The sequence below is a fragment of the Nocardia mexicana NBRC 108244 genome, from assembly GCF_001613165.1.
GTDB classification, from domain to species: domain Bacteria; phylum Actinomycetota; class Actinomycetes; order Mycobacteriales; family Mycobacteriaceae; genus Nocardia; species Nocardia mexicana.
Genome location: NZ_BDBV01000036.1, coordinates 184070 through 197038, shown reverse-complemented (window position 1 = coordinate 197038; position 12969 = coordinate 184070). Strand labels below are relative to the sequence as shown.

Annotated in this window: 13 protein-coding genes; 7 read left to right on the top strand and 6 right to left on the bottom strand. The window is 62.2% G+C overall.

Annotated features, from left to right (window positions below; genetic code table 11):
* From NM1_RS15580 to NM1_RS15570, 3 genes are all read right to left on the bottom strand, one after another.
* A partial coding sequence (locus tag NM1_RS15580) for an endonuclease/exonuclease/phosphatase family protein (protein ID WP_068020073.1) occupies window positions 1-826 on the bottom strand: 826 nt, incomplete at its 3' end.
* A 29-nt stretch (window positions 827-855) separates the two neighbouring features.
* Complete coding sequence (locus NM1_RS43040; RefSeq protein ID WP_169814274.1) at window positions 856-1239, bottom strand: carboxymuconolactone decarboxylase family protein; 384 nt, start codon at window positions 1237-1239, stop codon at window positions 856-858.
* A 473-nt stretch (window positions 1240-1712) separates the two neighbouring features.
* Complete coding sequence (locus tag NM1_RS15570; RefSeq protein ID WP_068020106.1) at window positions 1713-2678, bottom strand: VOC family protein; 966 nt, start codon at window positions 2676-2678, stop codon at window positions 1713-1715.
* Between the two features lie 235 nt (window positions 2679-2913).
* Here NM1_RS15570 and NM1_RS15565 point away from each other — a divergent pair, with 235 nt between their 5' ends.
* Window positions 2914-3528 (top strand): acyl-CoA-like ligand-binding transcription factor, encoded by a 615-nt coding sequence (locus tag NM1_RS15565; RefSeq protein ID WP_068020070.1) that lies wholly within the window; start codon window positions 2914-2916, stop codon window positions 3526-3528.
* A gap of 131 nt (window positions 3529-3659) precedes the next feature.
* Here the strand turns inward: NM1_RS15565 and NM1_RS15560 are convergent, their stop codons facing one another.
* Window positions 3660-4859: an MFS transporter gene (locus tag NM1_RS15560; RefSeq protein WP_084519668.1), complete on the bottom strand. Its 1200-nt coding sequence runs from the start codon at window positions 4857-4859 to the stop codon at window positions 3660-3662.
* 103 nt (window positions 4860-4962) lie between these two features.
* Between NM1_RS15560 and NM1_RS41175 the strand changes: the two genes are divergently transcribed.
* The gene (locus NM1_RS41175) at window positions 4963-5628 is read left to right on the top strand and encodes a TetR/AcrR family transcriptional regulator (RefSeq protein ID WP_169814271.1); all 666 of its coding nucleotides are present in this window, start codon (window positions 4963-4965) and stop codon (window positions 5626-5628) included.
* 173 nt (window positions 5629-5801) lie between these two features.
* On the opposite strand, the gene NM1_RS15550 is transcribed toward NM1_RS41175, so the two are convergent.
* Together NM1_RS15550 and NM1_RS15545 are read right to left on the bottom strand one after the other, a co-directional pair.
* Complete coding sequence (locus NM1_RS15550) at window positions 5802-6659, bottom strand: enoyl-CoA hydratase (protein ID WP_246011585.1); 858 nt, start codon at window positions 6657-6659, stop codon at window positions 5802-5804.
* A 73-nt stretch (window positions 6660-6732) separates the two neighbouring features.
* Window positions 6733-7605, bottom strand: coding sequence for an enoyl-CoA hydratase/isomerase family protein (locus NM1_RS15545; RefSeq protein ID WP_068020065.1), 873 nt, complete (start codon window positions 7603-7605; stop codon window positions 6733-6735).
* Between the two features lie 409 nt (window positions 7606-8014).
* Here NM1_RS15545 and NM1_RS15540 point away from each other — a divergent pair, with 409 nt between their 5' ends.
* The 5 genes from NM1_RS15540 (at window position 8015) to NM1_RS15520 (ending at window position 12952) form a co-directional block, all read left to right on the top strand.
* On the top strand, window positions 8015-9169 hold the full coding sequence (locus NM1_RS15540; protein ID WP_246011584.1) for an acyl-CoA dehydrogenase family protein: 1155 nt from the start codon (window positions 8015-8017) through the stop codon (window positions 9167-9169).
* 33 nt (window positions 9170-9202) lie between these two features.
* On the top strand, window positions 9203-10756 hold the full coding sequence (locus tag NM1_RS15535; RefSeq protein WP_084519667.1) for a long-chain-fatty-acid--CoA ligase: 1554 nt from the start codon (window positions 9203-9205) through the stop codon (window positions 10754-10756).
* A gap of 138 nt (window positions 10757-10894) precedes the next feature.
* Window positions 10895-12082 carry a lipid-transfer protein gene (locus tag NM1_RS15530; RefSeq protein WP_068020063.1) on the top strand — a complete coding sequence of 396 codons (1188 nt, stop codon included), beginning with the start codon at window positions 10895-10897 and terminating at the stop codon, window positions 12080-12082.
* A gap of 4 nt (window positions 12083-12086) precedes the next feature.
* Entirely contained in the window at window positions 12087-12545 is a 459-nt protein-coding gene (locus tag NM1_RS15525; RefSeq protein WP_068020061.1) for an FAS1-like dehydratase domain-containing protein, read from the top strand.
* Window positions 12542-12952, top strand: a complete 411-nt coding sequence (locus NM1_RS15520) for a MaoC/PaaZ C-terminal domain-containing protein (RefSeq protein ID WP_068020059.1) — start codon at window positions 12542-12544, stop codon at window positions 12950-12952. Before NM1_RS15525 ends, NM1_RS15520 begins: the two co-directional genes overlap by 4 nt.
* The last annotated feature ends 17 nt before the right edge of the window (window positions 12953-12969 follow it).

The following is a 12969-nucleotide window of genomic DNA, read 5'->3' as shown; positions in this document are numbered from 1 at the left end:
ACTCGTCCTTCGCCATCTCCACGTCGACGACGACCCCGTAGTGGTCGCTGGGCCACACGTCGTCGTCGGGCCGGTCGAAAGCGAGGCTCGCGGAACGGGTCTCGCAGCGCGCCCGCGGGTGGGCGTGCCACGACCCGGTGAACACGTAGTCGATTCGGCGACGATGTCCGGGCTGGCGCACGATCTGGTCGAAAAGCGCTGCGGCATTGGCATTATCGACGCTCCAGGTGTGCCCCGGTCCCTCGCCAGCGACCTCCCAAGCGTCGTGATAGTGCGCGCTGCGCCCCGAAATCGACTGGCGCCCGGTGAGATAGCGGATGCTGGCCGCGTCGGGCGCGGCATTGAAATCACCGGCGATGATCGTCGGCAGCTCGGTGCGGTGCCGGGCGTCGAGATCGCTCAGCGCGACGGCCTGCTGCTCGCGGACGGCTTCCGCATCCAGCCGCCACGACGCGGTGGCGGAGAGGAACAGCACCTCGCCCACACTCGGCAGCGGGACCTGGGCCGCCAGCGTGCACCAGGGCACGTCCGCCGCGCCCGCCACGCGCAGATCCAGGACCTCCACCACCCTGTGCGGCCAGCGAGAGGCCACCGCATTGCCGCCGTAGCGATCCGCGAACGGCGGCGTGTATGCCATGACCTCCGACTGGTGAGTACCGTGCAGGCCGGTCCCCTCCAGCAGCTCCTCGAGGTGCCGCGTGTCGACAACCTCCTGCAGCGCAACGAGATCCGGCTCGAGGCGACGCAGCTCCCGGTTGATCATGCCGAGCCGCCGGGGATCACCCTCCCGGTTCTGAACATTGATGGTGACGATCCGCAAATGCATGGTAACTCCAGAGATTCGAAGGGACGACGCTAGACGACGTACTGTCCGGCCCGATATTCGCCGCCGTGCTGGCGGGTGATGACGTTGAGGCGGTTGAAGGCGTTGATATTGGCGATGAGCGCCACCAGGGCGCCGAGTTGTTCGTCGTCGTAGTGCCGCACCGCATTCGCCCACACCTCGTCGGACACTCCGCCGGCGCCGTCGGCGAGGCGGGTGCCCTGCTCCGCCAGTTCCAGCGCCGCCCGCTCCGCGTCGGTGAACACCGTGGCCTCGCGCCAGACCGCGACGAGGTGAAGACGCACCGCGGTCTCGCCGTCGGCCGCGGCCTCCTTGGTGTGAATATCGACGCACTGACCACAGCCGTTGATCTGGCTGGCGCGCAACCGCACCAGTTCCTGCGTCGTGCGCGGCAACGCCTATGGCGACCACATCACCGCTGCCTCGGATCAGCTCCCAGGCCAGTCTCGACGATGTCGCGTCCAGTTCGCGATAGGTGACTATGTGCGTGGCGTTCCGGGGTGTAGCGGAGTGCTGTCGAGTCCGGCGCCGACTCCACCGCGGCGGCAAGCAACTGGTCGAACAAGGGACGCCCCGACCGGTGGTGACTCCCGCAGGCAGCTCGGCGGCCTTTCGGTCCATTTTGCGAACGGGGTCCATCGAAAAGCACCACATCTCATCCAATCCGAGCACTACGCCAGCCCACGCGAAGCATGGTTCCGAAGCATCCCGGCCTCGAGCCGATCCCTGACCTGTTCGGAACGGGGTGCTGTCCGAGTCCAGCCGCAACATGCATCGGGTGACCAGCCCCTGAGGGGGATCTTCAGAGTTGCTTCACGGTGGGTGGTGTTCGTTCTGACGACGGGTGCACGATCGAGGGATCTCCGCTTCACGGCTCCAGGATCAGGGCAGCTCCCAGCGCGTCCCTCGAAGCCACCACCAGTGCGCCCCCTCGCGTTCGGAACGGCACCCCGTTGGTTTCCAGGTGCGCTTCGGCGGCCACGCGGTCGCGCACCCTGACCGTGCAGGCGAGGAAGCCCGTCCCATCCGGCACGTCGTTCGCGTCCGGCATCGCCTCCGGCACAGCGCTCGCCGGCACGAGCGTGACGCTTGATCCCTCGAGGTCGAAGACCAGCGTCGGACCGTCCTGCCGCGGCCGCGCGCCGAGGTACGACCCGTACCGCTGCGCATGGGCGGACATCTCGTCGTCCCGAACGCCGAGATGGACACCTGTGAGCGCGACGGCGGTGTTCGGGTGGGCCGGCACCCGCTGCACCGCCAGGATCTCGGCAGGGGCGTCCTCGGCCACCGCCAGACGGCCCTCGGGAGTGCCGGCCTCGTCGAGTTCGAAGTAGCCGATGGGCTCGCTGCGGGGACCGTCGTCGGTCTCGATCGGGCGCTGCAGACGCTGGACCGCGCCGTGCGGCACGGCGACCGTGTCCAGTCGAGCTGCCGCGGCGTCGGCGTCGGCGGTGCGGAAGGCGAGGATGTGCAGCCCCTCTCGCACCTCGAGCACGGCGCGCAGGCGCGAGGTGGTCGCCTCGATGGTCTCTGTGAGCTGCACCAGGACCTCGTCGGGTGCTGCGATCACGTGGAGTTCGATGTCGTCGGCCGCGGGGCCCGAATCCGGGTCGACGATTGTCGCCAGCTCGAGGAACGTGCCCCGGAATTCGGCGTGTGTGTTCCCCGCTCCGAACGCTTGCGGCTGCGTACCGGGCGCGGGAGGCAGGGCCGGGAAGGTAGCAGGGGGAATGACGAAGCCCAGGCGCGCGTACGCGCGGCGGGCCGCCGTGATGTCGCGCACGACCAGACCGACGTGGTGTAGTCCGGCTATCGCGGGGAGCGTTCGGGTCATCGTCATCGCCTCTCGGAATCGAAATATGGGGAGCTTACTCCGATATCGGAGTATACTCCTAACTATGGTCGGCGGCAGCACGCACGGGGCTTGTCCGCGCGGAGCTCGTCGAGCAATTCGGCACAATGGTCTGGGTGTGCGCGGCCGTCGGTGGCGCGCTCGCGCTTGCGCTCTCCCGGCGCTCCGCCCAGTCGCCGAGTACCGACCCGACGCCGACGAGGAGGATCCGCTGACCATGGGCCGTGACGACAGCTCCCCGAGGACGACCGGATTGCGGGCCAGGAAAGCGGAGCGGACTCGCAACGAGATCCAGCGCCACGCCCTCCGGCTGTTCCGTGAGCAGGGGTACCACCAGACGACCGTCGAGCAGGTCGCCGCCGCGGCGGAGGTCGCCACGAGCACGGCGTTCCGCTACTTTCCGCGCAAGGAGGACCTCGCCCGGCTCGGCGAGTTCCAGTCGCTGGGCGACGCACTCGCGGACGCGTTCGTCCGGCAGCCGCCCGAGGCATCGACCCTGACGGCCCTGCGCTCCGCGCTGGCGACCGCCTTCGCCGCCCTCGACCCGACCGACCGCGCCGACCGCCGGGAACGGGACCTAGGACTGCTCGAGGTCCCCGAGCTGTGGGCAGCAAACGTCCCGGTCGTCGTCGACGCGATGGCGACGATCGCGGACCTCGTCGCCGACCGCACCGGCCGCGCCCGCGACGATCCTGCTGTCCGCGGCCTCGCCGGTGCCGTGCTCGGAATCGGACTCGAGGTCCTGCAGCGCGCTGGCCGGGAACCGGACCTGGACATCGCTGCCGAGTTCGACAGGGCACTGGCGAGCCTCGAGGACGCCGTCACCATGTAGCCGGCGATTCTGCCCCCGAGCCGAAGTGACAGCTCACGGCTGGGCCTGTCGACCGAGAGGTCCACGGCCTTGACAATATCGCCGACCATAAAGTCCGGCTGGAGTACTGGAACCGAGAGGCGTCGTTCTCATCAGAGGGGATGGGCCGGGGTGCGTGAGATGTGCAGGACAAGAGCTAGCACTAATACGAGCGCCGTTACCGACAACGCGCCGCCGAGGGTCGCGATAGCGGAGAGTCCCGCGAGGTCGAGAGCCGAGCCGCCGAGGCCGGCGCCGACCACGATGCCGATATTGAATCCGGACACCGCGAACGACAGCGCAAATTCACCGCCGGTACCGGCGACCCGGTAGAGCCCTGATTGTGCAGCCGGTACGAACGACCACGCGGCGAGCTGCCACATTGCGACAAGTGCGACCGCTCCTGTGGTAGAGGTGGTAGCGGGCAGGGTGAACAGGATCGCCACGGTGGTCGCGGTCGCAGTCCCGACCAGGGCCCAGTGCGGCCGGATGTCGGCCAGCCAGCCACCGAAGATATTGCCGACGATCGCACACAGCCCAGCCATGAACAGCACACCCGTGATCGCTGAATCGGTGAATCCGGCGCGGCTCTGCAGCAACGGTGTGAGGTACGTGTACACGGTGAATGTGGCGCCCCAGAAAACGACGATCGCAGCGAGCGCGATTACGACCGGTCGGCTTTTCAGGGCAGTGAATCGTTTGATCGGCGAGTGTGTTTCGTCCCCGGCCAGCGACGGCAGAACGGCCATGTTCAACGCGAGAGCAAGTACCGCGGGCACCGCAAGGCCACCGAGCGCAAGCCGCCAGCCGAGACTTTGACCGAGTACCGTGCTGGCCGGTACTCCGAACGCGGTAGCGGTGCTGATTCCAGCGACGATAGTTGCGATCGTCCGCGCACGTCGGGGTTCTTCGGCGAGACGAACTCCGGTGGCAAGGGCGGTGGCCAGGTATAGGCCCATTGTCGCGCCGCTGATCAGGCGGGACGCCAGGAGCACCGGATAGTTCGGCGCGAGGCCGGCCACGATATGGCCGATGGCGAAGACCGCCAGAGCGGCAGCGAGTACGCGGCGCCGGTCGGCTCGCGCGAAGATCGCTGCCAGGAGAGGCGCACCGACAGCCAAGGCGAGCGCATTGACCGTCACGAGTTGACCAGCCGATCCGGCGGTGATGTGTAGATCGTCCACAATCTCTGGCAACAGGCCAACCGGCACGAACTCGGTGCATGCCACGGAGAATGTCCCGATGAACAGGGTAGGTAGCCAGCCGCTACGCCGAACAACCGGTGATGCCGCTGGAGTCTGCGTAACTGCCATAGGACCCTATACTGGATGCGGTACCAGAGTCTGTCAAACATTACCCCAGACCACTAGCTGCCTTCCATGCTGGTACCGTGGTACCATTTATCGTACCGCCGCTGTGAAACTCGAAGGGGTGCTGGTGATCGACATCAGTCGAGCCGAATCATTGCGACCGCCGCGCCTCGGGCCGGCCTCGGACCGACTGTCTCCTCGGTTACGTGAAATCCTCGACGACCTCGATGATCTGTTCCACGCCGAAGGATTCAGTCAGTTCAAGGTTGGCGAGCTGGCGGAGCGGGTGCACTGTTCTCGGCGAACACTCTACGAACTCGCTCCGACGAAGGAGGAGCTTGTACTCGTTGTCCTGGATCGTCGGCTCCGCAAGATCAGCAGGGAGGCCAGGGTCGCTCTGAAAGAGGTCGATGATCCGGTGGAACTCTTGGAGCGCTTCCACGCCCCGAGTCACCGGGACCTGCGCCGCAGCACGATGCGATTCGCGGAGGACGTCGCGAGCCACCCCGCCGTACAGCGGCTGTTCGCCGATCACCATCGCTACGCGGTTGCGCTCCTCCGTGAGATCATCGAAACAGGAAAGAAACTGGGCGAGTTCGGTGATGTGCACAGCGGAGTAGTCGCCGAAGTCTGGGACGCTGCCCTCGAGAGGTTCCAGGAGCCGCGATTCTTGCGAGAGTATAATTTGACGTTCGAGGACGCCGCTATAGAGCTGTCGCGGCTGCTTCGTTTCGGCCTCACTCTTTCAGCCACGCAAGGTGTGCATCATTGAAGGCAAATAGCCAAATTCACATTTGGCGCTCGGCTTCGGGAGGTGTCGACTATGGTCGATGAGGAGCCTGGTGCCGGTGGGCCGGGGCAACCGGTCCACCGGGCGATCCCTGTCAATGCCGACGCAATAGGCCGCATCGGTCTCGGCCTGTCCGCAAGCCGCCGGTACAAACACTATTTCCGTGTCGACATCGAGCGGATAATTTCGATACCCGCCGGATCAATGGAAAGTCCGTCGTTTACGCAGCGTGCATGTGCATGCCCGAGTTGATGCAAGGCGAACGCCGATTGCACCGCCGTCCACTGTCCTTGGGCGTCGAGACTGTTGTTAACGGATTGTTTCGCCAGCCGAAGCCCCATGGCAGGGCGAGTGGCAATCTCCCTCGCAATCTCGAGCGTGAACTCCGAAAGTTCTCCGTTCGACACGACATGGTTCACCATCCCGAGTTGCCGACATTCATCTGCTGTCAGAAAGTTTCCGCGGAAGAGCATCTCCTTCGCTTTTCGGTGCCCAACTTCCCACGCATGCACGAAGAACTCATGACCATTGACGCCGAAGGCGACCACGGGATCGGAAAACAGCGCGTCTTCCCCCGCTATAACGATATCGCAAGGCCAAACCAGCATCAGTCCACCGGCTATGACCTTGCCCTGCACCTGTGCGATGGTCGGTTTCGGCAGATTGCGCCACCTCCAGCACAGCCCGAGGTAAATCTCCTGCTCGGTTGCCATCTGACCGTGTGCGGCGGGCTGGTCGAAGCCTCCTTCCAGTCCGATCGGCCCACCGAGGGACTCCAGCGATGCGGAATCGAATAGATCATGACCAGATGAGAAGTGCGGGCCCTCGGCAGCGAGAATGACGACCTTCACGCCGTCGTCCAGCGCGGCCCTCTGAAATGCCCGATCGAGCTCGTACAGCATCTTCCGGTCCTGGGCATTTCTCTTCTCGGGGCGCGCGATGACTATACGTGCTATTCGGCCGTCGAGCACCTCGTAGCGAATTCTGGAAAAGGAGATCGAATCGCGGTCCACCAGGTCACCTTCCTGCAACTCGCCACGAACACGGAACAAATCGAGCAGCCGAACTCAGCGCTGCATTGTTGAGTCACTCCGTTCCTCCGGGATGGGGTTTCGCGCCGTCTTGTAGTTCCCGGAGCGTCGATGATTCATGTTTGGGCCTATGGACCATAACCCCCCACAACTCATGGGCGAGATGGAACTCGAGGTCGTCGGTGAGCGCACGGCGCCAGGGGCGTTTCAGGATGTGGTTCGAGATCCGCCGCACCGTGGGATCGATGGCCAGCATGCGCGCTGCAATTTCTCTCGCGCGGGGCATCAGGTCGGCCCGCGGATGAACTTCGTTCACGACGCCCCAATCGAGTAGTTGCTGCGCGCCGATCTGCTCGAGCATGTAAGCAGCATAATTGGCGCGTTTCGGGCCGAGCAGGTGCTGCAGCACCAGTAGCTGTCCGTCGCCGGGCACAAGGCCACCGGCAAGATGCGGATCGTACAGCCATGTGTCATCGGCGCAGATAGTCAAATCACACAGCAGCGGGAATTCCGAATGAAAGCCCGGGCCGTTCAAGACTCCGATCGATGGAATGTCGATATCCCAGATCAACTTTTCCAGAAGCCGGAGGCCGTCGTAGTAATAGAGATCGTATGTATCGCGTTCGAAACGCTCGCGGTCGTCCTCGATTATGCCGAAACTTTCATCGTCGATCTGGCCGAGCCATTCATCACCCGTAGCGGTCAGGATCAGTACCTGATTTTCGCGGTCTGCACCTACCGTCTCGATCATTTGCCCGACCGCCTTGTGCAACTCCAACCCCCACACTGCGGGCCCGCCATCGGTATGCATTCGAACTTCGAGAATACCGTCATCGGATCGGTCCATCACAAAATGGTCTTCGAACCGTTTCCGATAGCTCTCGAACGGTTCGGGTTCGACAAAACTGGTCCGCGGTTTCCGACTCATTCCGACTACCTCCGTTTGATTTGGTCATCTACGACCGGTCTCCGCCGGTACGGGCGAAGCCTGATACGGTACCACAATTTATCTGTGGGTACCGTAGCAACTGGCTGCCGGGCGGTCAAGCGTCGAGCCGCTGCGGTGGGTGGACACTGACGGTGGGTCGCTGGCCAGTGTGCTCGGGAGTGGTGGCCGCCCATCGGCGATCTCGCCACCTCGGAAAACGGACGATCACCCCAGTGTCGGGTGCGGCGCCGCGGATCGGGGCTGGACGTAGCGCGGCGATGCCTCTATGGTACCTGCAAGTAGCCCTCAGTACCGTTAGGGGTAGCTGCATGGACAGTCCAAGTTCCGCCGCGCAGAGTGGTTCCGCCCTGGTTGCTCCGTCGACGGCTCACACCACCAGGAGCAGCTCATGACATCACCTCGAATGGGATTCAACGAAACCCACGACCTGTTCAGGGAGGGGGTCCGGGAATTCCTCGGACGGGAAGTGGTGCCCCGCTTCGAAACCTGGGAAGCGGAGGGCATCGTCGACAAGGAATTGTTCCGGCGAGCCGGCGATGCGGGCTACCTGGCGTTCGATGCTCCCGAAGAGTTCGGCGGTGGCGGCACCTCGGATTTCCGGTTCAACGCCATCCTCCTGGAGGAAGCATGCGCACTCGGCGTCGCGACCGCACTCGCCGGCGTGATGCTGCATAACGATGTATGCCTACCGTACTTTCTCGACGCGACGGACCGCGAGCAGAAGTCGCGATGGCTGCCGGGATTGTGCGACGGGTCGCTAGTAACGGCCGTCGCGATGACCGAGCCGGGTGGAGGGTCTGACCTCGCGAGTATGCGAACGACGGCGATCCGAGACGGTGACAATTATATCATCAATGGGTCGAAAACCTTCATCAGCAGCGCGTTCAACTGCGATCTCGTTGTGCTCGCATGTAAAACGAACCCTGCACTGCGCCACGACGGCATCAGTCTGATCGTCGTAGAGGCAGATCGACGCGGGTTCGAACGTGGTCGGCGACTGCGCAAAATGGGGCAGCACGCGGCCGATACCGGCGAGCTGTATTTCAATGATGTCCGAGTGCCGACCGAGAATCTACTGGGGATAGAGGGAGAGGGATTCAAGCACCTGGTAGGCAAGCTGCCACGCGAACGCTTGAGTATCGCTGCGGGAGCTGTCGCTCAGGCCGAATCTGCCTTCCAGTTGGGTCTCGAATACAGCAAAGGCAGAACTGCATTCGGCCAGCCTGTGGGATCATTTCAAGCCAACCGGTTCACATTCGCGGAAATGCGCACGGAGATCGATCTGGCCCGAGTCTTCGTCGACCATCTGATCGAATCTCTCAATCAACGATCTCTTACTGCGGTGAAAGCCGCGGAAGCCAAATGGTGGGCTACCGAGTTGTGCCGGAGGGTGGTCGACCACTGCCTTCAGATTCACGGTGGGTATGGCTTCATGGAGGAATACCCTATCGCTCGGCTCTACCGAGATGTGCGAATATCGACAATCTACGGGGGGACGACAGAAATCATGAAGGAGATAATCGGCAGGGAGCTGGGATTGTGAAGTGCCGAAACGACTCTCGAGAAACGTATATCCGTGGAGGTGGCTGTGCTGATTCATGACTATATCGACTACTGGGCAATGCGGAAACCTCACGAACTGTGTGCTACCGACGGCGAGAGGTCTCTTACTTGGCTCGAGATGCAGGTGTGGACCCGAAAAATAGCGTCATGGCTTGGATCTCGAATGGAATCCGGACGGCGGTTCGGAATTCTTTCCAGGAACTCCCTGGAAATCTTTGCCCTCTACTTCGGGGCATCGCGGGTCGGTGCCGTGGCCGTGCCTCTGAACGTCAGACTGGCCCCACCTGAATGGAAATATATTCTCAATGATGCAAACGTCGAACTGTTGATAGCCGAAGAAGAGTTCACCGACGCCGTCGAGTCGATACGGAACGACCTCCAGGCGCCGGTGTATCTGGCGCGGGGACGAAAGCACGGTTGGAAGTCGTTCGAAGAAGAAATATCCGCCGGTGACTCCGATGTGCCCGAGCGTGCGATAGACATCACCGATCCTCTGTATCAGATGTATACGAGCGGCACTACGGGATTACCGAAGGGTGCGGTACTTTCGCATCTTGCTGTGACATCGAATGTTCTTCAGATCCAGGCCGGTCTGCAGATCGCAGGGTCACAGGGGCTCGTGGTGATGCCGCTGTTCCATGGTGGCGCGGCTATCAGCACGTTCCTGTTCGTAGCTCACGGCATGACGGTTAGGATACTGCGAGAATTCAACCCGGACAACGTAGTCGAGCTGCTGAAGAATGAACCCATCGCTGCTGTCACGCTTGTCCCTTCGATGATACAGATGTTGCTTCAGGTGCCCTCGGTCACGGATGGAAACTACGAGCATCTCGACGTTATCGCTTACGGAGCAGCGCCCATTGCGAGTGACGTCCTGCGCAAGGCGATAGCGACCTTCGGTTGCAGGTTCGCGCAAGGGTACGGACTTACGGAGACCAGCGCGACGGCGACGGTCTTGTACCCGGATGATCACGAACTGGCGTTGAGGGGCAATCCCGGCCTGTTGTTGTCGGCCGGCCGACCGATGTTGGCGACAGAGATTCGGATCGTGGATTCGAACGGCGGCGAACTGCCCCCGGGTGAAATTGGTGAGGTCATGGTGCGGGGCCCGCAGCTGATGTCGGGCTATGCGAACCTGCCGGATGCCACGGCGGCCTCGCTACGTGACGGGTGGTTGAGCACGGGAGATGCAGGCTACCTCGACAGCAACGGGTACCTGTTCTTGTCGGATCGAGTAAAGGACATGATCGTATCGGGCGGAGAGAATGTCTATCCGCGCGAGATCGAAGAGGTGCTCTTCAAACTAGCAGGCGTTCTCGATGCCGCGGTGGTCGGCGTACCCGACGAACGGTGGGGAGAGGTTCCGCTTGCCTTTATCGTTGCCGACCCACAGCAGGATCTCCGTGAATCCGATGTAATCGAGCATTGTCGGCAATTACTGGCGCGGTACAAGTGTCCGCAGTCCGTCGAATTCGTCAGCGCCCTTCCGCTCAATGCAACCGGAAAGATACTGAAGCGAGAGCTTCGCGCACCCTACTGGCGAGGCCGCGAACGATCGATCGGCTAGTACGCCGGTTGTCGATTCTCGGGATGTACCTCACGCCCAATTCGAGTCAGTCCATAAAGAATGTAAACCGAGGAAAGTGTTCTTGTTCGGGCCGCAGTTTGCGAACGGACGGTCTGAACAGTCCAGAAGGAGCCAAAGATGAATCGCCGCGTTATGGTAGCGGGGGTTGGGATGATCCCCTTCAGCACCCCCAGATTCAGCAGCACGTACCGAGACATGGGGCTCAGGGCCGCACAGGCTGCCCTCGAGGACGCTGGTGTGACTTATCAATGCATGGACCAGGCCTACGTCGGATATGTGTACGGTGACTCCACATGCGGGCAGGCCGTGCTATACGGACTGGGCCAGACAGGGATTCCTGTCTTCAACGTCAACAACAACTGCTCGACCGGATCGACAGCACTCTACCTCGCTCGACAGGCGATAGAGACGGGCGCGGCAGAATGCGTACTTGCGCTCGGATTCGAGCAGATGCAGCGCGGCGCCTTGCGCGCCATGTGGGAGGATCGTCCGAGCCCCCTGGAACAATTCGACACAGCTACTGAGCAGCATCAAGGGTGGGAACTCGAAGCGCCAATGGCGGCGCAGTACTTCGGCGGGGCCGGCCAGAGGTATGCCGAGAAGTACGGCATCTCTGCCGAATCATTCGCTCAAATCGCGGTCAAGGCTAGAAAACACGCCGCTAACAATCCCTTCGCAGTTTTCCGTGACCCGGTGACGGTGGAGGAGGTGCTGTCGTCGCAGCGAATCTTCGGTCCGCTCACTCGGCTTCAATGCTGCCCGCCGACCTGCGGCTCCGCTGCGGCGATCCTTTGCAGTGAGGAGTATGCGAAGACTCATGATATCGACACTTCCATCGCCATCAGGGCGCAGTCGATGACCACCGACTTCTCATCGACATTCTCGGGTGGTGATATGATGACGCTGGTCGGATATGACATGGCCAAGGCTGCTGCGGACCAAGTCTATGAAATGGCCGGCGTCGGCCCCGAGGATATTCGAGTTGTCGAGCTGCACGACTGCTTCACTACGAATGAGGCAATCACCTATGAAGGACTCGGCCTGACACCTGTAGGCACTGCTGAGAAATTCATTTCGGACGGCGACAACACGTACGGAGGTCGCGTGGTGACCAATCCGTCGGGCGGGCTCTTGTCCAAGGGGCATCCGCTCGGCGCGACCGGGCTGGCTCAGTGCGCAGAGCTTGTCTGGCAGCTGCGAGGCCAGGCCGGGGCCCGTCAGGTCGAGCGCGTCACATTGGCGCTACAGCACAACATCGGGCTCGGTGGGGCAGCGATAGTCACCCTCTACGAGAAGATCGGCTGATCGGATGCCAGTGCACGAGGGATTGATAGGGACGGTTCTTCCGGCCACCACCGTGCGAGTATCGCCCGCCCACCTTCGCCGGTTTGCTGAATGCATCGGCGAGACCAATCCGATATTCATTGACGTCGACGCCGCAAGAGCGATGGGATTTACACACATTCCCGTACCTCCGACATTCTTGTTTTGTATCGAGCTCCAACGCCCGGATCCGTTCGATTGGCTGGCTGATATAGGCGTCGATGTTCGGGATGTCATGCACGCCGAGCAATCTTTCGAGTACCACTCGATCGCGATGTGTGAGGAGATCCTCACATCTACTCCTGTGATTACCGATGTGTACACCAAGAAGGACGGAACACTTCAATTCATAAAGAAGACATCCGTGGTCACCCGCGAGCGAGGAGAGCTGGTTGCCGAGTTGACGGGCGTAATCGTATTACGCAGGGTAGAGGATGAATCATGAAATCTTCCGCAGTCTGTCGAGTCGGTGACAGGGTGCCGCCGTTGCGGATCGACCCTATCTCGCGCGCAACCCTCGGACTTTTTTCCGAGGCATCTGGTGACCGCAATCCGATTCACCTGGATACCGATGTGGCGCGACGCATCGGATTGCACGATGTGGTGGCCCATGGCATGTTATCGATGGCGTATCTCGGGCGATTGCTTACGGACTGGACGGACCCCTCGTCGATCCGTGGCTATCGCGTTCGATTCGTATCGGTTACTCCTGTCCACGCTCGGCCAACGGCGACGGGAAGAATCGTTTCGATCGACAATGTGGACGGTGAACGCCGCGCGCGGCTCGAGCTGGCGGTGACCCTCGAAGACGGCACCGTGACTCTCGTCGGCGATGCCATCGTCGCCGTATAGCACGAGAAGGAGTGGAA

Excerpts from the sequence above, each read along its gene's own strand:
- NM1_RS15545 (WP_068020065.1), bottom strand. The coding sequence starts at position 7,605 with ATGAGTCGGAAACCGCGGACCAGTTTTGTCGAACCCGAACCGTTCGAG.
- NM1_RS15565 (WP_068020070.1), top strand. The coding sequence starts at position 2,914 with ATGGGCCGTGACGACAGCTCCCCGAGGACGACCGGATTGCGGGCCAGG.
- NM1_RS15520 (WP_068020059.1), top strand. The coding sequence starts at position 12,542 with ATGAAATCTTCCGCAGTCTGTCGAGTCGGTGACAGGGTGCCGCCGTTG.
- NM1_RS15525 (WP_068020061.1), top strand. The coding sequence starts at position 12,087 with ATGCCAGTGCACGAGGGATTGATAGGGACGGTTCTTCCGGCCACCACC.
- NM1_RS15570 (WP_068020106.1), bottom strand. The coding sequence starts at position 2,678 with ATGACCCGAACGCTCCCCGCGATAGCCGGACTACACCACGTCGGTCTG.
- NM1_RS15560 (WP_084519668.1), bottom strand. The coding sequence starts at position 4,859 with ATGGCAGTTACGCAGACTCCAGCGGCATCACCGGTTGTTCGGCGTAGC.
- NM1_RS15530 (WP_068020063.1), top strand. The coding sequence starts at position 10,895 with ATGAATCGCCGCGTTATGGTAGCGGGGGTTGGGATGATCCCCTTCAGC.
- NM1_RS15540 (WP_246011584.1), top strand. The coding sequence starts at position 8,015 with ATGACATCACCTCGAATGGGATTCAACGAAACCCACGACCTGTTCAGG.